This window comes from Parachlamydia acanthamoebae (genome assembly GCF_000875975.1).
Lineage (GTDB): Bacteria > Chlamydiota > Chlamydiia > Chlamydiales > Parachlamydiaceae > Parachlamydia > Parachlamydia acanthamoebae.
The window spans coordinates 722382-747613 of record NZ_BAWW01000066.1 but is presented as its reverse complement, the minus strand read 5'-3'; the positions used below and the strand labels follow the sequence as shown (position 1 = coordinate 747613).

Below are 25232 nucleotides of genomic sequence, written 5' to 3'. Positions count from 1 at the left end.
TTCATCTAATTCTTTAACTGTCTCAAATTTCATGTAGCCTCCTGATTTTGAGGCTCTAATATACACTCAAAAGTTTAATTTCGAAAGATGTCTAATAGCATAGTTCCCATTTTCGGATGTTGGGATCTTCCTGTAATCCATGACAAACCGGCACGATGTAAGAGTCTGTACAAACTGCCGTTAGATAAACTTATTCCATAATTTTTATTCACTATCTCCCATATATCACGACCTCTAACCCGGCCTCCAGGGCGATTCTTTTGCATTTCATCTATAGTTTTGCATATCATTTTTTCTGCTTCTTCACAAATAAGACGCTTAGCTCCAGCGCCTCTTTGCTGCCGCAATCCTTCTAGTCCCCGTTTACGAAAATTTTTAACCCACACAATTACAGTGCGGGGCTGTACTCTAACCATACGGGCAGCTTCGGAAAAACTCCTTCCATCTTTTATGTGAGCAAAAGCTAAAAATCGCTTTCTTTCACTTGCAGAACCTTCTGAACGTGCCAATTTGTCAAAATCATGTTTATCAATTCCTTCTATAGGCTTTGCTTTCCGACCTCTCATATCATCCTTCTCAAAAGTGGAGAATCATATCACAAGTCTCATTTTTTTCAATTTATGATTTTAATTTTGAAAAATGGTATTATGTCTGGTTTATCCGTCTTTGGTTTAAAATTCCCATCACTACTGCAATATGATCAACAACGAAAAATCCTTGATGACAACCTCAAAGCTCTCTACCATGTAAAGCATTTCCCATCCGATACCTGTTTGAGAGAGCGTTTAGATGAGCTCGAGCCAAAACATATACGACCAATATTCAAGAAAATTTTCACTGAAGTTCAACGAGGGAAATGTCTAGAAGAGTTTGAATTTTTAGATGGTTATTATCTTTTAGCTCTGGATGCCACAGGAGAATTTTCTTCAAACGCTATTTGCTGTGCTCAATGCTGTAAAAAAGAACATCAAAATGGCCCTGTGACATATTACCATCAAATGTTGGGTGCTTGCATCGTTCATCCAGACAAGTCGATTGTTATCCCTTTATGCCCAGAAGTCATTCAGAATGAAGATGGATCAATTAAAAACGACTGTGAACGCAATGCTACTAAAAGATTTATAGAGAACTTTAGAAGAGAACAATATATGCAAATAGACCCTAAGGGTAAAGAGCTTAGATTTTCGTGGGTGACAAACATTTGTATTACCTCAGAAAACGTTTTTGTACTAATGAGAGGAGGACGCGCTAGATGGAAAATTGAAAATGAAACCTTCAACACGCTAAAAAACTTAGAATACAATTTTGAACACAATTACGGCCACGGCAAGAAGTATCTATCGACCAATTTATGCCTGCTGATGATGATAGCATTTCTTATAGATCAAGTTCAGGCAATAGCTTGCAGATTATTTCAGACAATCCGCAAAAGATTAGGTGATTTTCGAGTGTTATGTGAAACGATCAGGGTACTGATTCAGTACATGACATTTGAATCATGGGAAGATCTTTATCGGCGTATAGCTGTCAGATACCAGTTGAATATCTCATAATTGCAAGTCGTGTTCCCGTAGGTTTGATTGTATTTTGTGTTCTTTAGCAAATTCCTCGATCTTCAAAAACAGGCTTCAAAAGAGCTTATGGGTTTACCTTGTAAAAAAATTAATTCTTCTAAAATTGACATGTTATTTTGTTTCTGGCGGGAATTACTGTTAAAAATAGCGGGCTAATGGTCCGTTTTTATAGGGGCAATTCCACACCTGGACAAATGCTTAATCGTATTGCGGATTTGCTTATCGAGCACTTTTCTATCGGTAATAACGATAACACTATCAAAGAGATGGACGTTCTTCAATTGTTAGAAATGCCCTATTTAATTGCGAAACATGCTACAAATACTCCTTGTTCCTTATTTCAGACTAATATATCGTTAAAATTTTAAAAAAAATAAAGATGCAAATGAATTTTTTTCTTATATATGCAATGAAACTAGCCGGCATTATCGCTGAGTCAATTGTATTCTCATACGCCCTATCTTTTCCTATTTATGATTTTTTAAATAAAATGAAATCCACCGAAGAAAACCAAAAACGAAAGGCTGTACAATGGTTGATTTTTTCCGTTCTCTTTCTGTTAACAGGGTATGTTTATTCTGTACAGCTGTTTCTTTTTCGCTAAGTACACTACCGATCCAAGCAGCTCCTCGATAACAATTGGCGATATTGTCTACGCGGTAAAATTGCAAAATCTTGCTGAAAAGATGAAGAAATATGCTAATCGTTCAGACAACTCCAAACTCATTAAAACTATGTTTGAGTTTAAGCAAGAAGCTGAGGCGTGTCTTAACGCAAAAATTAACATGGATGAGATGTTAAATATTGTTGAGCAGAAAATTAAGAAGAGTGGTATTAAAATCCAAAAAGATGATTTCAAAAAATTTAAAAAACTTATCAAACTTAAGGAAAAGCGAATTAATCACAAACATGCATACATGGCAGACTGTCTTGCCTATGATATCGAATACAATGCGGAGCTTGAATATTTAGACTTTCTTCAAAAGTCTAAAAATGATTTAAAAAATCCAGAAGAGGAAATTCTCATATCTGCGCGTCTTGAAGTTGGCTGGTCATTGATTCTAGCTGGAGTACTTGCTGAAGTTGTAGGTACTCAGTTGGGTGTGCCTATTATTAAACAAATGGGTGATTTTTGTATTGGTTCTGGTATAGGTTATCTTATGGACGAACATTTGGTTAATGGAGCAGGAGAGAAAAAATAATGGGGTCCCTTCTTGTTTTTTTAAATATCTTGCTTCTTTTTAAAAAATCATTCCGTGTAACGTCTTAGAACCCATTTAAAATCTTTTTAAAGGAAGAACTACAAAGGCCAGATTTAAGCTGGTATTAAGCTTTCTCTCGCAGTTTTTCCATAACCTTCTGCATTTTTCCAGCCAGCTGTGGTTATATGAATTACATGAGGTAATCCTTGAGTGTCTACGGGGCTATGTACGTTTTATGCCTATGATCTTTTTTCCGACATCATATCCTCTATTTTCAGCTATATCCGTATACTTAATGTTTTGTGCATCAATTATTATAAAACTGGTTTTCTCTTTCCGACCACTGTTTTGACGACCTCTCCAACCATTTTTTTTAAAACTTACTCGAGGATATTTTCAGAGTTATGATAATCTTTTTGATTCCATGGACTAAAATAATAATAGCAAAGTTCCCATTTAGACGACTCTTTGGGTAACATACACCACTGACAACCACTTTTCAAAAAATAACCTTCTTAAAATGATGGAATTTATTTACTCACCTTACGCATTAAAGATTGAAAAGAGTGTTTTGAAAGTATAAATTTCTTTCTGAAAAATGGAAGAAAAATGCCTCAAGACATTCTAGATATCTATACTGACTATCTGATTTGTCAAAACCAACATGCAACAGCTATTGGACTTTCAAACCTTTTGGAAGGAGAGATTAGTCATGACCAGATTACAAGATTTTTAAATCGCAATGACTACGGGTCAAAAGATTTATGGCAATATGTCAAAGCAGATGTGCGTAGGCATGAGCAAACAAAAGGAGGAGTATTGATCATCGATGATGCAATTGAGGAGAAGCCTTATACAGATGAGAACGAAATCGTCAGCTGGCACTTTTCTCATGCAAAAGGACGCTGCGTTAAAGGGATAAACATTTTATCATGCCTGGTTGGTTATGTTGAAATAGCTCTTCCAATAGGCTATGAAGTTATTAGCAAAGACTTGCATTTTTGCGATGTAAAAACAAGAAAAGAAAAAAGACATTGTTACAAACGATTTAGACAGCGATGCTGACCGAATTTATGAAGTCTACCAAAAAAGGAGGCGAATAGAGGAGTATCATAAATCGATAAAGCAAAACGCAAGCCTTGAGAAGTCACCAATAAAGGTGGTTCGCGCTCAAAAGAATCACATTTTTGCATCAATTGTGTCTTTTTGCAAGCTTGAATTTTTGAAAATTAGGACCTCATTGAATCACTTTGCTTTGAAATACAAGCTTATTTTGATAGCAAATCAAATGGCTTTTCGAGAACTAAAAATTTTACGTGAGAAAGCTATGAGTGGTCGCGGTAGGAATATCCCCCGCACAGATCCGTACGTGCAGAATTACCGCATACGGCTCTTCCCTCAGATAGTGACACCAAATCGTTCGCTCGGATATTTATGACAGATTCGCGGTAAATGTATCCATCGGTCCATCAGCTTAGTCATTTTCTCCCATGTAATAGCAGCTTTCTGGCTTCTTCTTTTAAGAGATTGTTTCCATTTCTGCGCTATTAAATGTCCAAAATCGTTCATAGCCTCATAGCTTCCAGGTACTCCATAGTATCTAAAGTGTCCTGTTGCTACAGCCTTTAGCCATTTACCGGTGCATTGGATAGGTTCATGCATACGTTTCTTGAGTTCATCTTTGACTTCCTCCAGTTTCTTATGCATTTTCTTCTTAATCGTTTGCCTCCAGATTGTAAACTTTCCATTCTTTCTTGTCTTTCCACATATATGTGTGAAGCCTAGGAAATTGAACGTCTCTGGTTTTCCTTCATTTCGTTTCTTCTTGTTTTCTGACGCAAAGCGCCCGAATTCAATTAGTCATTTATGAGAGCAAGACAAGTGCTTTTAATGGAAATTTAGAAATGCTTTTTGAATTTTTAACCATATCACAAAACCTTTTCATAAGTGACATGCTTGCTTACGGTCTTGATCGGGCAAATGAAATCTTAAAACACAATAAGAACCTGAATAAAATAATGATTATTCAGCTTATTCATTAGGCAATCGTTACAAAATAGAAGATTTTTTTATACCTTGCTTATTTGCCGCAGAAAGATTAGAAACCATATCCGAGCAACAACAACCTTCACAAGTCGAAATGACTGTTGATTGGAATGAAATTCCTAAAGAAAATTATCCAAAATTCCTCTCACTGGCAGTCAATCATCGTTTAGATAAAATTACACAAAAGCTTTGCCTAGCTATTAATCACCATTTTTTTCCAAAGACCTCAGAAAAGGGCAAGGAAAAGGTTGGTTTACCAGGAAAAATAACGCCCTAAGTTTTGATAGCAGTATCCAGCCCTAAGGATGTAAATTTAAAGGCTGTTCCATCAAACAGCCCCTTGTCACTCAATTTTAAAGAGGGAATGACCAAAAGGGCCATAAAGGAGAGTGTCATAAAAGGTGCATGCAAGGGACTTCCAAGTTGTTTCACTTTTTCATCTAATTGTGCATAACTTTTAGCTACCTGATAGCCATCTTGATGACTCATAATTCCGGCAATAGGGAGCGGTAAAACATCGACCGAATCCTGATTTACCACTGAAATTCCACCTCGATTCTCAATCACCGCATTCACAGCGTGGCAAAGTTCTCGATCTGATACCCCAACTGCAATAATATTGTGAGAATCATGCGCAATACAAGAAGCTAAGGCCCCCTCTTTTAATCCAAAACCATGAATAAACGCGCCTGCAATAGGAGCCTCTTTATATCGGTTAACCACAACTAATTTTAAAACATCTTGCTGAGGATCCGAAACAAAATGATTTCCGACAACTTTTGCCTTAGCTTGTAGTTTTTTTGTAATTAACTCTCCATCGAGGGCCCCAATCACCTGAATGATGTCAGCTGTGGCCTGGATAGTAAAATCCTCCTCTTTTTTCATGGAAACATTAAAGTGGTTTACAACATCACTTTCAATCGAATGGATCAAAGATTCCCCTCTTTGAGAGACCAACAGTCCTTTGATATAGGTGCGTAAAACCGTCAAGTCGCGTAAATTATCCACCACAATAAAATCAGCAGAATCTCCCACGCGCAAGAGTCCCACATCCAACTTATAATGCTCAACTGGATGATATGACGCACACCGTAAAACATCCATCACCTCATAGCCGTACTCGACAATGGATCGTTTAACTAATTGATTAATATGCCCTTTAACTAGTTCATGTGGATGCTTATCATCACTGCAAAACATGACTTGCTGTGGATGAGACTCAATGAGAGGATGCAGGGCTGCATAATTTTTGGCAGCAGAACCCTCACGAATGAGAATCTTCATCCCATATTTTATCTTATCCAGGGCCTCTTCAAGAGTGTAGCATTCATGATCTGTCGAAATCCCTGCAGAAATATATCTCTCCGCTTCAGTTCCTTTTAATCCTGGCGCATGCCCATCAATAGGGAGACCGAGCTCTTGGGCGATCTGAATTTTATCCATTACAACTGAATCTCGTGCCAATACTCCCGGATAATTCATCATCTCACTTAAATATTTCAATTTGTCCTGCTCAAATAATGCACGCAATTCCTTAGCGGAAATCGTCGCTCCAGATGTTTCAAAGGATGTCGCAGGCACACAAGATGGGGCTCCAAAATAAAAATGAAAAGGGACTTGATTTCCATTCTGAATCATGTAACGCACGCCCTCAATTCCCAACACATTGCCTATTTCATGGGGATCGGAAACGGTCGCAACTGTACCGTGTGGTACGGCTAGGCGTGCAAATTCTGAAGGCACAAGCATCGAACTTTCCACATGCACATGCGCATCAATAAATCCTGGTAAAATGAATTGTTGAGAAGTGATTTTATCTTGCGATTTCACAGCTACGATTTTTCCATCGCGCACGGTGACACTACCGGGAAAAATTTTTTTAGACAGAATATCTACAATATTTCCTGTCAAAGTAAACTCTTTCATCATTATCCTTCCTTTGTCTATTGTTACCAATTTTAACAAATTTCATTTGATAAAAGATCTCTATTTGACTATCATGTTCTCTATGAAAACAGATATTTTAAATTTTTACTACTAATTCTTAGATAAGCATTTTTGCCCATTATGAACAATCAAGCAGATCCTTTGCTCATTACGAGCTTGCAAAATCCCAAAATCAAACAAGCCGTTAAGCTCAGAGAAAGACATGCTCGGAAACAAACCGATCTTTTTCTCATTGAAGGTTATCGAGAACTTCTACGCGCAGTGGATGCGGGTCGAAAAATGGAGACGCTTTTCTTTTGTCCTGAACTTTATTTGGGCACTAATGAAGCAAGCTTGATACAAAAAATCGCCAAAACAGGTGCCTCTCTCTACCAATGCACAGAATCTGTTTTTAAGAAACTTTCCTACAGAGACCGACCAGATGGCTTGATTGCCATCGCACCTCAATTCCATCTATCTCTAGAAGATTTAGGTAAACAACTTAAAAACCAAAACAATCCTTTTCTCATTGTCGCGGAAGCCATCGAAAAACCTGGCAATCTGGGCACCATTTTACGCTGCTCCGACGCAGTAGGCCTAGATGCATTGATTGTATGCGATGCCTGCACCGATATTCATAATCCAAATGTGGTTCGCGCAAGTGTGGGAACTTTGTTCACAGTTCCTGTTATTGAATCGCAAGGTGCAGAAACGTTGCAATGGCTTAAGCAAAAAGGAATTTCTATCTTGGCAGCAACGCCCCACGCTAAACAAGAATTAGCCGATATCGATTTAACAGGACCTCTGGCAATCGCAGTTGGCACAGAGCAACTCGGCCTTTCTCCTCAATGGATGGAACAAGCAGACATCCAAGTGCGCATTCCAATGTACGGAATTGCCGACTCTCTCAATGTTGCAATGGCCACAACGATTCTGCTTTATGAAGCTCTGAGACAGCGAAAGGGAAAGAAGTGAGCGATATCGATATTTTGTATGCCGACAACCATCTCCTCGTTGTCAATAAACCTGCTGGTCTACTCACGCAGCCAACAGATCTCAATCCTGAAAGCTTAGAAGCCTTATGCAAACAATGGGTTAAACAGGATAAAAATAAAGAAGGCAATATTTTTTTACATGCAGTTCACCGTTTAGACAAACCCGCAAGTGGTATATTGTTATTTGCGCGCACAAGCAAAGCTTTATCCAGACTTTCTAAACAAATGCGCGAAAAACACTGTAAAAAGACCTACCTTGCCTGTATTGATCGCCCAATTTCTCAATCTGAAGGCATTTTAGAGCATTACTTGACCCATGATCATCATCATGCCAAAGTTTATAATCATCCTGTTGATGATGCTAAACGATCTCGATTAGACTACCAAATCATCCACCAGCAAGGTCCTCTTTCGCTTTTAAAGATTGACTTGATCACAGGACGTTATCACCAAATTCGTGCACAGCTTAGCCACATTGGATGTCCGATCATCGGTGATTTAAGGTATGGGAATACTAAAAATTTAGAAGTTGGTCTTATCGCTCTGCATCACCACCAGCTTGTCATTGCACACCCAACCCTCAATACATCTTTGACGTTTAAGGCACCTTTGCCAAACTATTGGCCGTTGCCGCTTTCTGATGATAAGCTACTTTGAGTAAAGTCTGAAATAGGTGGCATTGTCTTTAAAACAACTTCTAGCGTATTGAATTCATCAATAATCCGATCCAAGGCTTGTACTAGCATAGGCTTATCTTGATGATTTGCAATTTTCTCATTTTTCTCAAAAAGCTCTTTAAGATCTTTAAAAGGCTGCACAAGCAGTTTTAAGTTGATAGATTTGTTTTGCCTAAATGTTTCTTTGGCAATTTTCTCAAGATTATTAATAATCGCTAAAAAAGGTTCTTGCAATTCTTGATAAGACAGATCGACCTGACTGACAATCGCCTTCGTTACTTCCACCAAAATCAATGTTGCTTTCGTGCCCACTTCAGATAGCTCTGCAGCTTGAGATTTTAAGGCAAATTTCCCGATATAATGGACAGGATAACTGACAACGGACAGATCATATTTGGCAGCATCCAGTGTCAATTTTCCTAAGGCAGATATTACCTGCTCTGAAGTCATTTCTAACTTTGACTGCACAGCTTTTTCATGAATCAATTCTAATCTTTGAAAAAAATAAAATAGGGTATATCCCACTTTATCTTTTACACCCATGGCAAGTGATTGAGAGTCCTGCTCATGATGACTAATGCTTTTGGAAGATTCTAAAAAGAAACGCATGGTTTTTTGCATTTCATTAATTGACTCATGGCAAACAGACGTACTAAGTCTTTCGAGTGCTTTAAATGCGACTTCAGAAAGGGCCTCAATCCAATGGCAAAGATCAAGTTCTTTTTCATCTTGAACGCTTTTTTTAGCTTGATTGGCAAACATCTGAATGACGCCAAAAGGGGTCAAATACGCATAAACTTTTTTGACTTTATAAAAACAAGCATCAATTGTGATCCCAAATAAAAGTACCCAGAGGGGAATCATATATTCAGAAGGAATTTGGTGGGCCCAAATTAAATCTAATACACACGCAATAGAGGCTATCAGAAAAAAAACAACCCAGACAGTTGCCAGAAAATTGTTTGTATCTTTTTGATAAAGTTCCAAAATACGCCAAGTAAAATTTTCCTCCGCTTTTCCCAAGGGAGTCCACGCCATCGTCATTAATAGAAAAAGAACTAGAAGAAAAATAATGGCCACAAATCCAACAATACTCGCAAATAGCCATTCAGATTCCCGCCCCTCTATGTGAAGAGGACGTATTACAAGAAATAAACTCAGCAAAGCAGAAAAAATCGTACCCATTGCAAAAACCTTTATGCTCATTTTTATGCATCCTAACAAATTTCTTAAATAACAGAAAGAAATCTATCTCAGCAGAGCAATTCCATATAGGAAATTAATTAAAATTGATTTTAAACAAATAACTATGATGTAATTTTTTTATGTATAATTACATACTATCCGATTACAATCTTTCTAAATTAGATGCATTACAAACTATATTTGTATCTAAGTATGGATTAAGGCATCTAAAAGAAGCCAAGAAACATCCTTCCCAAAAATGGGGACATCGAATCATTGCCGCTATTGAATTGACCCCTTTCGTAGGACTCATTGCCACCATTATTGAAGGGAGTCTCGCTAAATATAAACGAGCTTCATCTCCTTCTACTCCTCAAAATCCTTGGATCTTTAAGGGAAGCCAATATGGCTGTTCTGGCAAAGTGGCCACTCAAAAAGCAGTGAAAGTTTTCCATCAACTTAAACAAGAGCGGGCATCCGGAATTGACTTTAATGAAAATTATATTCCATCCCAAATTGAAGGGGGTACATGTTCTGCAATGTCTCTGGCATTCGCCGAAGAATATTTTAAAGTGCGAAAGAAAACCCAGGGGCTTCCAAATCACCAAGTCTTAACGCATATGAAAAAAATCGGCAAAAAATTCGCAAAAAGCAACACGGAAATGCGCATTCGGCAAGCTGCTTTCAATACGATTCAAGTCACACGACCCACTTATTCTATTGACTATTCAAAAAATAAAATCCAGTCCTTAGCTAACTTGCACCACTTCATGATCAATTATGCCTCGGAAGCATTTACAATGCATAGCGCGCGTAAGACACAAGAAATTGAAAATGAAGTGGCTAAATTACCTGAAGGTACTTACTTCATTCGAATGATTAAACCGTGCGACAATGAAAAGCTTGAACATTGCGGACATTCCATGGTCTACATTAAAGAAAATGGATTGGAATTATTTTACGATCCCAATGCAGGCTTGCTGAATTTATCCGGTGTTCACCGTGCACACGCTTTCTCTGCTGCATTTAAAATATACCAGACTCATTCCCAACTGTCTGATACCCGTTTTTATCGACTGCAAGCATCTGCGAGTCTTTTGTAAAATCCGCATGTCCTGAACCTGAATAAGATGATTTCTTCTAAACACCTTCCTTGCGAAAAATCTCTGATTTTTATTAAGTTCATGGTTTAATCTAAAATAGATTCTTCCCATTGACATGAGGTTTATGAATGACGCAAATAAACATTACCAAAGGCCTTGATATTCCTATTAAAGGCAAACCTTCTGGAGAAATTAAACCTCTTATCGCTTCTGGAGAAGCCGGTGTAGCGCATCAACCCGTTTTGATTTCGCTTAATTTAAAGCCTTTCGAAGAGACCAAATTTAGGCTGCTCGCTAAAGTGGATGAAAAAGTTAAAATTGGACAGCCTCTTGCTGAAGATAAAGAAGCAACAGGCCGTATGTTTGTCTCTCCAGCTGCAGGTGTAATTAAAGAAATTCGCAGAGGACTTAAGAGACGCCTTCTCGATATTGTGATTGAAGTCGCAAAAGAGGAAGAATACCAAACCTATTCTCCTTTAGATTTAGATAAAGCGTCCAAAGAAGACATTATTGAACGTTTAAAAGTAGGCGGATTATTCGCTTATATTCGCTCAAGACCGTTTAACACTCTGGCAAATCCCGAAAAAGTCCCTAGGGCTATTTTTGTAAAAGCAGTCGAATCTGCACCTTTTGTGCCTCCCGCAGAACTTCAAATCCAGGGTCATGAAAAAGATTTTCAAACAGGTCTCAATGCTTTAGCTAAGTTAACATCAGGAAAAGTCCATCTCGTTTACAAAGAAGACACCCCATCTCAAACATTTTTACAAGCACAACATGTTGAAAAACACACAGTAAAGGGGCCACATCCCATTGGGAATGTGTCTTTGCATATCCAACACATCGATCCGATCCGCTCGCCAGAAGATATTTTATGGACTCTTACTGCAGCCGATGTCGCTGCCATTGGCTATTTCCTAACAAATGGAAAAATCTTGACGGAACGTGTGATTAGCATCGCCGGCCCCGGTGTTATTGATAACCAAATTGGGTATTATAAGGTTCGCTCAGGCTATCCTATTAACCGCTTAGTCGCTGGCAAAATCCGCAAAGGCTTTAACCGCTTTATTTCTGGTGATCCTCTGATGGGAGAGCGAGCAGAAGCTGACGACTTTTTGGGTTTTTACCACCATGCGCTTTCAATTGTCCCCGAAAACACAACACGGGAATTTTTGCACTTCTTCCGTTTGGGAACGGATAAGTATTCCTTTAGCCGTGCTTATGCTTCTGGCCACTTCGATAATTCTCACCGCGAGTATGATTTTACGACAAATCGACACGGGGAACATCGCGCATTTATCGACAGTTCGCTTTACAATAAAGTCATGCCTCTAGAAGTTCCTTGTATGGAGCTAGTCAAATCTGTCTTGGCAGAAGATTACGATCTTGCTGAAATTCTTGGATTGTTAGAAGTGGATAGTGAAGATTTTGCTTTGCCAACCTTCGTCTGTCCTTCCAAAATGGAAATGACTGAAATCATCAAAAATGGCTTACGTCAATACGCGAAAGAATTATCAAGCTAAAGCCGTTGTCTGACAAGTTCAAACTTTTCTCGAATTTGGTCAGACCGTTCTAAATCATGATGCGAAATGAAGCTGCTAAGCAAAATCTTGGCAGCCTTTGATCGTTCAATCGAATTTTCAATGGATTCAACAAAAGCAATGGCTTCATCGATCTGATGATCTAGCAACAATGCTTTAACAATGTAGCTATATGCATCTTCGCGAAAATCTTGATCTTTGATGGAGGCCGCTAAAATTTTGGCTTGTTTATAGCGATGAATCGAAGAAAGTGCATTGACAATGCTACTTAGGGAAGCTTCTCGTCCTTCCTTATTAGAAATTAAAGCAGTAACTTCTTCTGCCATGTGCAGCTGATCTTTCTTGGCAAGTGTATACGCAATTTTCTGTAGGATTTTGTCCCGTTCGATAACATCTTTGACATTTTTCGCAAGACCAATCGCCTGCTCAACTTGATTCGCGTACAACATTTTTTCAAATTGTGAACGGCTCGGGTTGAGTAACTGATCGATCAGCTGAACGAGTGGTTTAGTTCGGACTTTATCTACTTGAATAGATCTGACTGTATCCAAAGCCTTTTCTATCCGATTGGTCTGCATTAATCGTTTAATAATACTGACCAAAGATTTTGATTTTTCTGTAGGATTTTTAATTTGCTCAACAACTTTGACTGATTTTTCGATCGGTTCTTCATGCTCGATTAGTAAATCCACTGCAACATGCGAAGGATTTAACAAATTAGATAGATATTTGCGCAGTAGCTGCTCGACAGCTAAATACGTTTCTCTTCTCCAAAAAAGCGTTTCGACTAACGAATCCAATTTATCGGATGAAAAAATCTGTTCTCCCAACTGTTCAGGATTCAGCCTTGAAAGGAATGCAACCATTTTTTTAAAATGTTGATCGTCAGCTAAGGGGAGCAAAACTTCTGGCCATTCTTGCGCTTCTTGATCTGATAAAAGCAGGTCAATGAGCATCAGCTTTTGTAGAATTTTTTCCTGAAAAAGTAAATTTGTCATGGTCTTAGCAGCTTCCACACCAATGGAACCAAATTTCCCTGCCAAAAGATCCTCAGCCACGATGAACAATCGCTTAACTGTTTGAGGACTCTTTTCTTCAAAAAAAGCTAAACGATGGGCTGGAACATGATAAAACAGCGCATTGATTGCTCCACTTACCCTTTCTTCATCTTTAATTTGTCGAAAAGCATAGTTTAGCTTGTCATTTCTTGCTTTCGTTTGAGGGGAGATGGGATGATTTTTAAAAAAGAAAACGAGCAAATCGTTCTGAGACATCAGCCGTTTGAATTTTTTGTCTTCCATGGCTCCCCCTTAAGAGGAAAATTGATAGGAAAAAAAACATTTCAAAATTATTTATTTTTTCAAATTTCTTTTAGTTATCCTTATTGTAACACATTCGTTTTTTAATTAAATTTTTAATTACACAATTCAAATCTTAATTAATAAATTAATAAAAACCGCATTTCTGCATCAAATTCTTGCAATTTCCTGCTTCTATAGGTAATGTAATACTCTCAAATCGCAACTTTTCTAAGTCTAAATTGAAACATATGAAACACATTCTTTACTTCTTCTATTTCATGTTTGTGTTTTCTTCTGCTTTTTCCACAACTTGGACAGCTCCAACAGCTTCAGGAAATCTTTTCGACGACCTCCTGATTGTTGACTACTGGAATCGTCGCATTAACGACCGCATGCCAATCTTTTTCAATCACTTGCTGCAAGGAGGCTATCTAAACATGCCTTCAGCTCGCATGGGCCAAGAGGGTGAAATTGGAGCAGGCTTCTCTTATGTTCCTCCTTATCATACTTACAATCTGCGCTTTCAAGTTTTAGATCGGCTAGAAATCTCCGGTAATTATCGCGTGTTTAGAGGCATCCGAGATCCCATTTTGAGTCCTTATGGATTTGGTGATCTTTCTGATAAAGGAGCAAACGTCAAATTTGCGATTTTGAAGCCCGAGGATAGCGACTATTCTCTGCCAGGACTAGCCTTTGGTTTAGAAGATTTTATGGGCACCAGCGCCTTTAAAGCGCGTTATTTCGTTTTTACACAGGTCTTTCTGCCTCAAAATCTTGAGATTAGCTTAGGCTGGGGTTGGCATCGCATCCGCGGTCTTTTTGGAGGTGTCCATTGGATCCCTTTCCGACAGCATTGTAGTCCACTTTTGAAAAATTTCGCGCTCGTCGCAGAATACGACGCCATCCCCTATCATGATCATCGCATTGAGAAACACCCGCACGGTAGAGATAAAAAATCTTCATTTAACTTTGGAATCAAGTATCGCTTATGGGATATTTTTGATTTCTCAGTTGGCCAAGTACGAGGGAGCAAGCTCGCTTTTTCGGCTTCAGCCAACTACAATTTTGGAACAACCAAAGGATTTTTCCCAAAAATTAATAACCCCATTCCTTATCAGGCTCCACAAAATATTGAGCCGCTTGGGGATAGACGCCCTGAGATGGCGATGATTCAAGATTTGATCTACCCTTTTGACGAGCAAGGCTTTGACCTTATCAAAATGAGTATTTCACCCGACTGCTATGGGCAAACGACGCTTCGCATTCATGTAGAAAACCGCGTTTATCGCACGCAATGTGAAGTTCGAACACGCTTAAACCACCTGCTCTCTCATCTTTCTCCTACCAATATCGACCATATTATTGTGGTTATTGAAGCTGAAGGACTTCCCTTACAAGAATACCACTTCGCAGTCCGTTTTCTACACGATTTTGCAGCTAAAGAGATCGCGACTCCCGAATTAAATGTTTTGAGTCCCCTATGTGATGTCAGCTTCTCAAGTCCTGCATGTAGCCGCGTAATCTTTGAAAAACCGCGCGATCTATTTAATATTGAGCTATTTCCAAAAATGCATACATTCTTTGGGAGTTCTTCCGGAAAATTTAAGTATTTATATGGATTAAATATCGCTTTTGACGGCTATCTACTTGGAGATGTTTACTATACGGTTTTATTAGGATATGCCTTTGCCTCAAATTTGGGGGATATCAAGGATATGGACCGCCTGAATCCTTCCCAGCTCATTAATGTGCGCACAGATGTGATTCGTTATTACCAACAAAAGGGAATTACTCTGGATCAAGCTTATCTTCAAAAAAATTGGAACATGGGAAGAGGATGGTTTTCGCGTGTCTCCACAGGATTATTTGAAGAAGCCTATGGAGGAATTGCATCGGAAGTCTTATTTTATCCAGTTTGCTCTCCTTTTGCGATTGGGATAGAGGGTGCCGTATTAAAAAAACGATCTTACCATGGCGTTGGCTTTACCAACAAAATTCGAAAGCTGAAGGGATTTGTGCCAACTTACAAAAGGTTTTTAGGAAAGCAGTATTTTGCAAACCTGCATTATGACTGCAAACCTTTAAATATGGATTTTCATGTGAAATGGGGGAAATTTTTAGCCAATGACTGGGGAACCCGTTTCGAAGTAACCCGCTATTTTGATAGTGGTTTACAGGTTTCTTTTTGGTATACGCGCACCAGCGCTAAAGATTACATCAATGGATCTCGTTACCAAGATCGTGGAGTAGCAGTATCAATGCCTTTGGATATCTTATATACGCATAGTGACCGGAAACGTTGGGGCTATGGCTTATCTGCGTGGTTGAGGGATATTGGGGTATTCGCATTTACAGGCGATTCCCTCTTCAGAACTATTCGGGAAAGTCGACAAGATTAACAGCAGAGAAAGAGAATGACTTTCTCTGCTCCAAAATTTTAGATTAAAAATTCCATCCTGACTTCAGCAACTCTGCCATCCGCTCCGCCCCATATGTCAAAATAAAATCTGCTCCTGCTCTTTTGATAGAAATTAAGCTTTCCGCCAAAATACGATCTCCATCAATCCAGCCTCTTTCAGCTGCTGCCATAATCATGGCATATTCCCCGCTGACATGATAGGCCGCAATTGGCAAGTGGGAGACTTCTTTTATTCGATAAATCAGATCTAGGTAGGCCAAAGCGGGTTTGACAAGCAAGAAATCAGCCCCTTCTTCTTCATCACATAAACTTTCTCGAATTCCTTCTCTGGAATTGGCTGGATTTAGCTGATATGTTTTTTTATCCCCAAATTTGGGCGCTGACTGAAGGGCATCGCGAAAAGGACCATAAAAAGCCGAAGCATATTTAGCGGCATAGGCTAAAATACTCACTTCGATATGCCCATGCGCATCTAATACTTTTCTAATGTGTGCCACTCTACCATCCATCATATCGCTAGGTGCAATAATGTCTGCACCCGCATCGGCGGCCAAAATGGACATTCGAGCTAAAACTTCTAGGGTCGCGTCATTGAGAATGGCTCCTTTATCATCTACTAATCCATCATGACCATGATCTGTGTAGGGATCCAAGGCAACATCGACCATAACACATAGTTCAGGTAGAACATTTTTGATTTCATAAACGGCCTGTTGTAGTAGATTGCCTTCACGAATAGCTTCTGAACCAAATGTATCTTTCGCATCTGCTGAAATCACAGGAAAAAGATCCACGGCTCGAATACCTAACTCATATAGTTTGATAATTTTCTGAATTAACAAATCGATAGATAGGCGAGAAATACCCGGCATACTTGCAATGGGCTCTTCCCGATTTCTTCCTTCCAATATGAATAAAGGCGCTACAAGCTGTTGGGCTTGCAGATAATTTTCTTGGACAAGTGCACGTATAGCGGGAGTTCGACGATTCCTTCTTAAACGTTTATCCACCAGAATCGGAATTTTTTTTTCAAGATTCAATGAGGGTTGTATTAGCATAGCAAATCCTTTAGTCACAACTCTTATCCATTTTTTTTATTCAGTTGCTAGACAAAACGACAATCTTGTGCTAGATGTAAATTTATATTTTTAAATTTAAATTTTGTCACCCAATGCTTTTCAAGAATATCTTTTTGTTTTCGATCCTTTTTCTTGCGATGCTCGAAATTCTCCATGCTGAATCCTTTATTAAGGAAAAAGGAGAATTCGTTGCGTCTCTAGATTACCTAGCTTACAAAACAGACCATTTTTGGAACAGAAAAGGAAAACGACTCCCCACTTATAATGATTTTAGAGCTCAAACAGAAGCGGCTAATCTTAAATATGGTTTAACAAGTCGCGATACACTGATCGGATGGGCTGCTTATTCCTGCATCGATGAGAGCATGAATGGGAAAACCATTGGTTTTCAAGATGTTGAAATTGGTTGGAGGCATGCCTTCAGCTGCTGGAAAGCATTTGAAATTTCGAGCCAAGTTCTTCTCTTAATTCCGGTTGGAAAAGCCAAGGACTCCTTAAGATACGGACGTTTTGGCTCTGAATTTGATTTGCATGCCATCCAATATTTTCAGTTTAATCAACATCCTGGTTGGGTCGAATCTTTGGTTGGATATCGTCTTTATAGTGGATTTCCTTCTGATCAAATTCGTGCGAATATCCGAATTGGCTATGATTTACTGTCTTGGCTCCAAGCTTCAGGAGGATTACATTTAGACTACGGTGTATTTAATGGAACAAAGCCTTTTTCGGGGCCGTCCATTTTACTCGAACCCAATTATCGCTTGCTAAAAGTTGAGTGTGAAAGTTTGGTGCAAATAACCTCCATGTTCTATCTCAGAGGTGGATATTTTCATCACATTTGGGGAGAAAACGTCGGAACCGGCAGTGGTTGGTATGGAGGGCTCCTCCTTGATTTTTAAAATGCTAACTCTCATCATCACTCTATGCTGTCTAACATTTCAAACTTACAGTGAGATTCCCCAATACCTCGAAAAGCCCATTTGGAAAAAAGTCGCTCCTCACTTGCTGCCTAACGATCACCCCATTCGAGAAAGTCTAGATCAACTATTTTCTTCCGATCGAGTCATTCTAAATCTTAAAACTCTGGAACAGGCGGGCTTTAAAAAATGTAAACCGCGCAAATTCACTCGCCTTCTCGTTACAACCCATCCAGACTTTCCTGGATACATTTTTAAGCTTTATGTCGATGCTCAAAAATACTACAAACAACTTCCTGAATACGAATATTGGTTAATGCGTATCCATGGAGCTCAATTAATTGAACAGGAAATTCTCCGACTTGGACTTCAAACCCATTTTAAAGTGCCAAAAAAATGGATTTATAATTTGCCTGAAGATCCTGCCCCGCCTGAAGAATTTTTAAGAAAAAATTTTATTCTTGTTGAAGAAGATATGAGCCTCTTTTCTGATAAGGAAAATGCAGAATATTGGAAAAGTGATTCTGTTACACAAACATATCTCGAAGGTCTTTTTATCATCCTAAAGAATATTGGGCTTCATGATTGCGTTAAAATAGACAATATCCCCTTTTCCAAAGATGGGAAAATAGCTTTTGTTGATACACAAACCTTTCATGAATGGCCTGTGCGCTATAAAGATCTCACCCCCTCCCTTTCCCCGAATAATCAATCCTATTGGAAAAAACTCATTCGAGATAACAGTTAAACAATCTCGTTTTCAGATCGTTAAAAAAAATATGATTGACGACCAACATGCTTCTTTCTATGATCTTTGTCATAAATCCATTTAAACACAAAGAGGTCATCATGAAATACAGAGTGAATGTGGGAGACGGCCTTCCGCAGTTTAAGATTAAAGATCAAGAAGGCTTTGAAGTTACCGAAGAAGATTTAATTGGCAGCCCTCTTGTTTTGTACTTTTACCCAAAAGATGACACGCCTGGTTGTACGAAAGAAGCTTGCGAATTCCGCGATAGAATGGATGACCTAGATAAACTTAATACGCTTGTCGTAGGTGTCAGCCCTGATACAGCAGAATCTCACCAGAAATTTATCAGCAAGCACAAACTCAATTTCACATTACTGTGTGATGATAATTTGGATCTAGCTCAGAAATTTGACACCCTAAGAGAAAAAGTAGAAAATGGGCAAACAATCAAAACTCCAGAACGGACAACTTTTGTGATCGATATGGATGGAATTATCCGCTGGATTGAACGTCCTGTTAATATTGAAGGCCATTTTGACAGGGTCTATCAAGCTGTACAAAAAGTTGTGGAGGATTTCGAAGAAGGAGATATAGATTTTCCGATTGAAATCATAAAAAAGATCGAGAAAGAATCTTTGGAAAAGAAGCACGATTCCTGATATTTTAGACTTCCTATTCTCCAGCAACAAATGACGATTGTATGATTAGTGTAACCATCCTCACAAAAAATAGCGAAAAGTATCTACGAGAGGTTTTAGAACCTCTCTCTCCATTTGATGAAGTGGTCATCTTTGACAATGGTTCAAGCGACCAAACATTAGAAATTGCTAAACAATTTTCGAATGTTTCTATTCATCAAGGAATTTTTAGCGGATTCGGCCCCACACACAACCACGCTTCTCATTTAGCTAAAAATGATTGGATCCTATCGATCGATAGCGATGAAATTGTCACACCAGAGATGATTGCCGAAATTAAACAAACTCCTCTTTCCGATACCTGTGTCTATTCTTTTCCCCGCCATAACTATTTTAACGGAAAGTTTATTCGCTGGTGTGGCTGGTATCCTGACCGTCAATACCGCTTATATCATCGCAAAAAAACCAGTTTTACCAATGCTCAAGTTCACGAGGCTATTCAAACAGATCAGCTAACAAAAATTGCCTTGCAATCTCCTCTTATCCATTATTCTTATGGCTCCCTCTCCGATTTTTTAAGCAAAATGCAATCCTATTCTGAATTATTTGCCAAACAAAATCAGGGGAAAAAATCTTCTTCCATCACTAAAGCTATTCTCCACGGCTCTTTTGCCTTTTTTAAAAGCTATATTCTAAAAAGAGGTTTTATGGGTGGCTATGAAGGTTTTGTCATTTCTACATACAATGCCAATACAGCTTTTTATAAGTACCTGAAACTCTATGAAGCCAATAAAAGCGATAAATGCTAATCTTTAGCCTTTAACTTGCTTAATTACAACTATGAAACACATATTTTTATTTTTATTTCTAACGCTTTGCTGCCGAATTTTTTCGTTTCAGACTTCTTTATCTACTCCTGAACATATTGAAAACGACCCTGTTCATCTTTACCTTCATCATGCCATCAATGTTATCAACGGTACGCTTTACGAAGCGGAAACAGATTTGGCTACCAGCGGAGCCTCTTCATTAACTTTAAAACGTATTTACTTCCCTCAAGAACGCGCAACGAGTCCTTGGGAACACGGTTGGCAATTTAACTATCCCCATTATCAAAGCTCTTCAAACGATAAAAAAGTAAATAATCAGCTTGAATATGATGCTCAAGGTCGTTTAATCAAAATTCATTCAAATCATGATGAACAGATTACCTTTTCTTACACTCAGGATCATCCACTACAATGCCATGTCAAAAGTCATGACGGACAAAACCTAAAATACTCTTATGCTTCTCATACAAATTCTAAAAATCAAATTTTTCATCTTTTAGAAGAAGCAAAACTCCCCTCCGGATTGGTTTGGAGATATCAATATCAAGAGCACCCTCTTGAAAAAAAGATGCTTTTGATACACAAAGAAGGGTCTGAAGGCTATTTTGTTCAAACAGAATATTATGATCAGGAAGAAATAGATTCTATTCCTTCTAAAGAGGGTCCATTAAGAAATTTTAGTTGCGGTAAGATCAAATGCCAATGGCAACCACATGGCATAGATAAAACACCTGTTAAAACCGTGTCCTTGGTTTATTCGCCAGGTAAAACAGAAGTTTTTGATGCTCTAAACAATCAGACCACGTATCACTACAATGGCTATGGCCAGATTACCGCTGTCGAATATTATTTGAAAGATGATGTCCAAGATCCCATTTTATATCGCACGGAGAAGTATTATTGGGATAGCAACTTAAAAATCCAAGCACCTATTGGAAAGACGATTGAAGATAGTCAAGGAAACGTTTGGCTCTGTCAACGCTACCTTTACAATGAAGAAGGAAGCTTAATTCAAGAAACGTTGTATGGAAATTTGTCAGGTCATTGTCCTAGTCCCATTATCCTAGACGAACACGGCATCCCGAAGAACCCCGCTATTGAACATTACTCTTCTTACTATACATACAAAGATAACAATCTCGTTCAAATTAAAGGAGATAACGGTTCTTCTTTATCCTTTGTTTATGATAATCACTTGCTAAAAGGTAAATTCTACCATGATCAAGAACGAATTCGCATAAGAGAGTTTTATGACTACAACGCTGATGATATCTTGATTAAAACTATCACCGATGATGGTTCTTCATATGATCCCGATGATTTAAAACACGTCTCTGAAAGACAGATCACTTACATCCATTTATTCCAATCAGGTCCTTTTGTAGGGCTTACTGATAGCATTGAAGAGAAATATCTCGATCTAAGTGATCAAACAGAACATCTGATCAAAAGGATTCAGCATTTTTATTCCACAAATCATAAACTGATCCGTAGAGATATTTTCAACAGCCATCAAAATTTCAGTTTTTCCGAAGTTCAAGACTATGATCATCTGGGTAATTTAACGTATGTGGCAACGCCCTCTTGGACTCAAGAATATAAATTCGATCTTTATGGCAACATCCTTTTGAATAAAAAAACACTACCATCAGGGGATTCGGAAGAAGTTGTGAATCATTATGATTTTCGAAACCGTCTCATTCGACAAGAACTTTTTTCTTCTGCGCGATTATCAAAAATGGCGGTATTTTCATATGATCTGCAAGGGAATAAAATTTCCGAAGATGATGGGTATGGCAATGCCACCTCCTTTGAATATGATGGATTGAATCGTTTGGTAAAAACCATCTCTCCTGCTGTTGAAAATGAACAAGGAGAAAAGATACACCCTGTTTTAACATATTCTTACGATATTTTTGATCACATTACCTCCATGGTTAGTCCCAAAGGAGAAATGACATCTACGACCTACAATATTCGAGGAAAGCCGTTAAAAATTACCTATCCAGATCTCTCTGAGGAGTCATTTGAATATTCTTTAGATGGGTCTTTAAAAAGATGGAACATGAAAAATGGGTGCTCAATTGTTTACGAAAGAGATTTTTTAGGAAGGGTCACCAAAGCTAGCTTACTTGATGCTCAAAGTGTTCTCATACAAGGCACTCAAGCCATTTATTCTACAAGCAACTTAAAGACGGTAATCGCGCCTTCAGGAGTCGTCATTGATCACTTGTATGACCCTTCTGGCAAACAAATTGGACAAATTCAACATACAGCCGATACATCTGTTCATACGATTTGTCATTACGATGCAACCGAACAACTTGTCTCTACCGAGGAATGGATCGCCCCCAACAAAGAATATTATACGAAGACTATTTATCATCAAAAAGGTTCAGTAGTAGAAAGCCAGCAAGGCAAAATTTTGTATGAAACCAAAACTGACACGTCGACTAAAAAACCTTTAAACGAAAAACGATGGGTGAATTCCCTGGGTCAAAATGTTTTGCTGCTTGAAGAGACAGATAAAAATGGAAACCTCATCAGCTTGCTTTACGATGCACTAGGAAGAATGGTGGCATTGACCAAAACATCCTCTTCTGGAGAATTATTGTTTAAGCAGGAATATCGTTATGACCTTGTCGGAAACAAAATTTGGCAAAAATCGCAAAATGATAAAAATTCAATTATCCATGAATGGGAGTACGGCCCTGGTAACCACTTGCTCAAGCATATAGAAGGAAGTGGTCTTGCTTGTCAGCGTACGACCTATTACATCTACGACAAGGACAAACTCGTCAAAACAATCAAGCCTAATGGCGTTGAACTTATGGCCATCTATAATGGCAGGGGTTTGATCGAGCATTTATTCTCTTCAGACGGAACCATTGATTATTCCTATGCCTACGATTCAGCAAACCGGATTACCCAATTGATTGATCATCGCTTAAAGCAGACGACTAAAAGAACCTACTCTTCTACGGGTCTTCTTACTGATGAAGAACTAGGTAACGGTCTTCAGATGATCCATGAATATGATGCCAAAGGAAGAAAGACTAAAGTCATTCTTCCTGATGATTCAGCTGTTATTTATACCTACAACCCTCTTTTTCTTAAGAAAGTTCAACGTGTCTCACCATCAGGAAAAATTTGCTATCAGCATACTTATTCTTTCGATATCCATGGACAATTGGAAACTTCGGAATTGATTCAAGGATTGGGAACAATCCATTATCAGTATAATAAGGACGGACGCTGTGAAGAGATCAATTCTCCTTTTTTTAAGGAAAAATTATTTTATGATACTGCAGATAATCTTAAAGCAACCATCATCACTCACAACAATGAGACTTTAAATGCGCAGTATTCGTATGATTGCTTGGACCAGCTCATCCAGGAGGAATCTTCTTACTTCGAGCATTCTTATCTTTTTGATTCCCTATTCCAATGTCAGGAAAAAGATCATATCGCATATCAATATGACGATTTATTTCAACTTTTAGATACTTCTGAGCAATCTTTTGAGTATGATCCCAATGGAAACTGTACAGCTCAAATTCAAAGTCAACAACATATTTCCTATACTTACGATGCTTTAGACCGTTTAATTCAACTCAAAACAGATCATCAATATCTCATCGAATATCAATATGACTGTTTCAATCGACGTCTTTCTAAGCTTATTAAAGTTTTTAATGTTTCGGAAAATGAATGGCAAACACACCATCAAATCCACTTTTTATACGACGAAGACCGTGAAATTGGAGAAATCGATCCAGAAGGCAATATCCAAAAACTACGCATTTTAGGTCAGGGAATGGGAGCTGAAATTGGAGCTGCTATTGCCTTGGAAATTCACGGCCATGTGTACGCTCCTATTTGTGATCATCGAGGCTCTATCACTTGTTTAGTCGATACTGAAACAGCTGAGATTGTGGAAAGCTACCAATATTCTGCTTTTGGAGAGGAACAGATTTACAATGCAAAAAATGAACAAGTGCCATTGAGCCCATCAGCAAATCCTTGGAGATTTTCTAGTAAATATCGAGAAGACGAAACGCAATTGATTTTCTTTGGAAAAAGATTTTATGATCCTAAAAACGGACGCTGGCTTACTCCAGATCCCTTACGCGCAGACTCTCCAAATTTTTACACCTATGTCAATAATAACCCTCTTAATCATGTCGATTTATATGGGCTATTTTCACTCAAAACAGCCTTTCAGAAATATGCAAATTTCACCCAATGGCTCGCATTACCTTTTGGATCATCTTCGTTAAAACGTTGTTTAAAAAAATGCTCTGAGCACCTCATCGCACGCCCTTTCTTTAATTTGACAGGCTTTTATATTTATCCTTCTGAAACTGGCACCTATGGGCATGGAGAATTTAGTGATCAAGTACGAGTCACCATGATCAATGGAATATTAAATACGTACGAAGATTTTAGTTCGACCCTGCGGATTGTATCTGAAACGCATGGAGGAGAAAATATTCATTATGTCTTTCGCCCCACCCAAGGTCTTTTTCCTGATTTATTACAAGCCTTCATGTCAAAAATTGGGTACCTTTCTCCCCATGTTCGACAGCTCGCACGTACCTGGAAAGACATGATTCAAGAGATGGGTGGAACCGAAAATGGGGGCCTCATTATCCATTATGCACACAGTTTAGGCGGTACAGATACTTTTACGGCTGCTCAATTACTAACACCTGAAGAGAAGCGGATGTTGAGAATTTTTACGATAGGATCTCCCACGCTTTTTTCTAATCAAGGTTTTGAAAATGTCCTCAACTACGTTAGCAAGCGAGATGGAGTGTCTTTATTTGACCCTGTAGGCTATATTAAAGGAATTTTTTCCCAAACTTCGAATGTCAGCTATGTGGGAACCCTAAAAGGAATCCCTCTCATTGACCATTTGATCGGGTGGGTAACTTATACAGATCTTCTCAAGATATTGGGAATTAAATTTCTGCAAAGCTACCCAAGCCCTGATTATTAAAGATCATTAAAACTCAGTAAAAACTGAAGAAAAAAAACCGCTTCATTCA

Annotated in this window: 18 protein-coding genes and 2 pseudogenes; 13 read left to right on the top strand and 7 right to left on the bottom strand. The window is 38.5% G+C overall.

The genetic code is table 11. The annotated features are described in order from the left end of the window. Positions 1–74: 74 nt before the first annotated feature. Positions 75–566, bottom strand: coding sequence for a helix-turn-helix domain-containing protein (locus AOM43_RS12850; RefSeq protein WP_226987539.1), 492 nt, complete (start codon positions 564–566; stop codon positions 75–77). An 81-nt stretch (positions 567–647) separates the two neighbouring features. On the opposite strand from AOM43_RS12850, the gene AOM43_RS12845 reads away from it, so the two are divergent. After that, positions 648–1553, top strand: coding sequence for a hypothetical protein (locus AOM43_RS12845; protein ID WP_193374870.1), 906 nt, complete (start codon positions 648–650; stop codon positions 1551–1553). 590 nt (positions 1554–2143) lie between these two features. Beyond that, positions 2144–2776 carry a hypothetical protein gene (locus AOM43_RS12830; RefSeq protein WP_079891773.1) on the top strand — a complete coding sequence of 211 codons (633 nt, stop codon included), beginning with the start codon at positions 2144–2146 and terminating at the stop codon, positions 2774–2776. 75 nt (positions 2777–2851) lie between these two features. Here the strand turns inward: AOM43_RS12830 and AOM43_RS13355 are convergent. Continuing rightward, positions 2852–3285, bottom strand: a pseudogene (locus AOM43_RS13355) (transposase); the annotation flags it as partial. Between the two features lie 100 nt (positions 3286–3385). On the opposite strand from AOM43_RS13355, the pseudogene AOM43_RS13205 reads away from it, so the two are divergent. Continuing rightward, positions 3386–4085 (top strand): annotated as a pseudogene (locus tag AOM43_RS13205) (transposase); the annotation flags it as partial. Between the two features lie 89 nt (positions 4086–4174). Here AOM43_RS13205 and AOM43_RS12820 read toward each other — a convergent pair. Both AOM43_RS12820 and ade read right to left on the bottom strand, forming a co-directional pair. Continuing rightward, entirely contained in the window at positions 4175–4483 is a 309-nt protein-coding gene (locus AOM43_RS12820; protein ID WP_013925711.1) for a hypothetical protein, read from the bottom strand. A gap of 612 nt (positions 4484–5095) precedes the next feature. Continuing rightward, on the bottom strand, positions 5096–6751 hold the full coding sequence (gene ade, locus AOM43_RS12810; protein WP_013925712.1) for an adenine deaminase: 1656 nt from the start codon (positions 6749–6751) through the stop codon (positions 5096–5098). Between the two features lie 138 nt (positions 6752–6889). Here ade and AOM43_RS12805 point away from each other — a divergent pair, with 138 nt between their 5' ends. Both AOM43_RS12805 and AOM43_RS12800 read left to right on the top strand, forming a co-directional pair. Next, positions 6890–7723, top strand: coding sequence for a TrmH family RNA methyltransferase (locus AOM43_RS12805; RefSeq protein ID WP_006340446.1), 834 nt, complete (start codon positions 6890–6892; stop codon positions 7721–7723). Then, positions 7720–8400, top strand: a complete 681-nt coding sequence (locus tag AOM43_RS12800) for an RluA family pseudouridine synthase (RefSeq protein WP_013925713.1) — start codon at positions 7720–7722, stop codon at positions 8398–8400. Before AOM43_RS12805 ends, AOM43_RS12800 begins: the two co-directional genes overlap by 4 nt. On the opposite strand, the gene AOM43_RS12795 is transcribed toward AOM43_RS12800, so the two are convergent. Further along, positions 8361–9605, bottom strand: a complete 1245-nt coding sequence (locus AOM43_RS12795) for a hypothetical protein (protein ID WP_226987538.1) — start codon at positions 9603–9605, stop codon at positions 8361–8363. The two genes, AOM43_RS12800 and AOM43_RS12795, sit on opposite strands and share 40 nt — an antisense overlap. A 140-nt stretch (positions 9606–9745) precedes the next feature. Between AOM43_RS12795 and AOM43_RS12790 the strand changes: the two genes are divergently transcribed. Beyond that, positions 9746–10708: a hypothetical protein gene (locus AOM43_RS12790; protein ID WP_059360587.1), complete on the top strand. Its 963-nt coding sequence runs from the start codon at positions 9746–9748 to the stop codon at positions 10706–10708. Positions 10709–10836: 128 nt separating this feature from the next. Beyond that, complete coding sequence (locus tag AOM43_RS12785; RefSeq protein ID WP_059360585.1) at positions 10837–12228, top strand: Na(+)-translocating NADH-quinone reductase subunit A; 1392 nt, start codon at positions 10837–10839, stop codon at positions 12226–12228. Here AOM43_RS12785 and AOM43_RS12780 read toward each other — a convergent pair. Next, positions 12225–13547, bottom strand: coding sequence for a hypothetical protein (locus AOM43_RS12780; RefSeq protein WP_059360583.1), 1323 nt, complete (start codon positions 13545–13547; stop codon positions 12225–12227). The two genes, AOM43_RS12785 and AOM43_RS12780, sit on opposite strands and share 4 nt — an antisense overlap. A 248-nt stretch (positions 13548–13795) precedes the next feature. Between AOM43_RS12780 and AOM43_RS12775 the strand changes: the two genes are divergently transcribed. Then, positions 13796–15946, top strand: coding sequence for a YjbH domain-containing protein (locus AOM43_RS12775; protein WP_013925717.1), 2151 nt, complete (start codon positions 13796–13798; stop codon positions 15944–15946). Positions 15947–15989: 43 nt separating this feature from the next. Here the strand turns inward: AOM43_RS12775 and hemB are convergent, their stop codons facing one another. Further along, positions 15990–17024: a porphobilinogen synthase gene (gene hemB / locus AOM43_RS12770; RefSeq protein ID WP_059360581.1), complete on the bottom strand. Its 1035-nt coding sequence runs from the start codon at positions 17022–17024 to the stop codon at positions 15990–15992. Between the two features lie 134 nt (positions 17025–17158). On the opposite strand from hemB, the gene AOM43_RS12765 reads away from it, so the two are divergent. The 5 genes from AOM43_RS12765 to AOM43_RS12745 all read left to right on the top strand — a co-directional run bounded on the left by AOM43_RS12765 (position 17159) and on the right by AOM43_RS12745 (position 25183). Further along, entirely contained in the window at positions 17159–17944 is a 786-nt protein-coding gene (locus tag AOM43_RS12765; RefSeq protein WP_013925719.1) for a hypothetical protein, read from the top strand. Beyond that, a complete protein-coding gene (locus tag AOM43_RS12760) occupies positions 17934–18710 on the top strand; it encodes a hypothetical protein (RefSeq protein ID WP_100067483.1) in 777 nt (258 codons plus the stop codon). The genes AOM43_RS12765 and AOM43_RS12760 overlap by 11 nt, the downstream gene beginning before the upstream one ends. Positions 18711–18811: 101 nt before the next feature. Beyond that, positions 18812–19372: a peroxiredoxin gene (locus tag AOM43_RS12755; protein ID WP_226987537.1), complete on the top strand. Its 561-nt coding sequence runs from the start codon at positions 18812–18814 to the stop codon at positions 19370–19372. A 41-nt stretch (positions 19373–19413) separates the two neighbouring features. Then, positions 19414–20160 carry a glycosyltransferase family 2 protein gene (locus tag AOM43_RS12750; RefSeq protein WP_013925722.1) on the top strand — a complete coding sequence of 249 codons (747 nt, stop codon included), beginning with the start codon at positions 19414–19416 and terminating at the stop codon, positions 20158–20160. Between the two features lie 31 nt (positions 20161–20191). Beyond that, positions 20192–25183: an RHS repeat-associated core domain-containing protein gene (locus AOM43_RS12745; RefSeq protein ID WP_059360579.1), complete on the top strand. Its 4992-nt coding sequence runs from the start codon at positions 20192–20194 to the stop codon at positions 25181–25183. The last annotated feature ends 49 nt before the right edge of the window (positions 25184–25232 follow it).

Coding starts and splice junctions, on each gene's coding strand:
- AOM43_RS12745 (WP_059360579.1), top strand. CDS start 20,192: ATGAAACACATATTTTTATTTTTATTTCTAACGCTTTGCTGCCGAATT.
- AOM43_RS12775 (WP_013925717.1), top strand. CDS start 13,796: ATGAAACACATTCTTTACTTCTTCTATTTCATGTTTGTGTTTTCTTCT.
- AOM43_RS12750 (WP_013925722.1), top strand. CDS start 19,414: ATGATTAGTGTAACCATCCTCACAAAAAATAGCGAAAAGTATCTACGA.
- hemB (WP_059360581.1), bottom strand. CDS start 17,024: ATGCTAATACAACCCTCATTGAATCTTGAAAAAAAAATTCCGATTCTG.
- AOM43_RS12805 (WP_006340446.1), top strand. CDS start 6,890: ATGAACAATCAAGCAGATCCTTTGCTCATTACGAGCTTGCAAAATCCC.
- AOM43_RS12780 (WP_059360583.1), bottom strand. CDS start 13,547: ATGGAAGACAAAAAATTCAAACGGCTGATGTCTCAGAACGATTTGCTC.
- AOM43_RS12850 (WP_226987539.1), bottom strand. CDS start 566: ATGAGAGGTCGGAAAGCAAAGCCTATAGAAGGAATTGATAAACATGAT.
- AOM43_RS12755 (WP_226987537.1), top strand. CDS start 18,812: ATGAAATACAGAGTGAATGTGGGAGACGGCCTTCCGCAGTTTAAGATT.
- AOM43_RS12795 (WP_226987538.1), bottom strand. CDS start 9,605: ATGGGTACGATTTTTTCTGCTTTGCTGAGTTTATTTCTTGTAATACGT.
- ade (WP_013925712.1), bottom strand. CDS start 6,751: ATGATGAAAGAGTTTACTTTGACAGGAAATATTGTAGATATTCTGTCT.
- AOM43_RS12845 (WP_193374870.1), top strand. CDS start 648: ATGTCTGGTTTATCCGTCTTTGGTTTAAAATTCCCATCACTACTGCAA.
- AOM43_RS12820 (WP_013925711.1), bottom strand. CDS start 4,483: ATGCATAAGAAACTGGAGGAAGTCAAAGATGAACTCAAGAAACGTATG.
- AOM43_RS12790 (WP_059360587.1), top strand. CDS start 9,746: ATGTATAATTACATACTATCCGATTACAATCTTTCTAAATTAGATGCA.
- AOM43_RS12785 (WP_059360585.1), top strand. CDS start 10,837: ATGACGCAAATAAACATTACCAAAGGCCTTGATATTCCTATTAAAGGC.
- AOM43_RS12830 (WP_079891773.1), top strand. CDS start 2,144: ATGTTTATTCTGTACAGCTGTTTCTTTTTCGCTAAGTACACTACCGAT.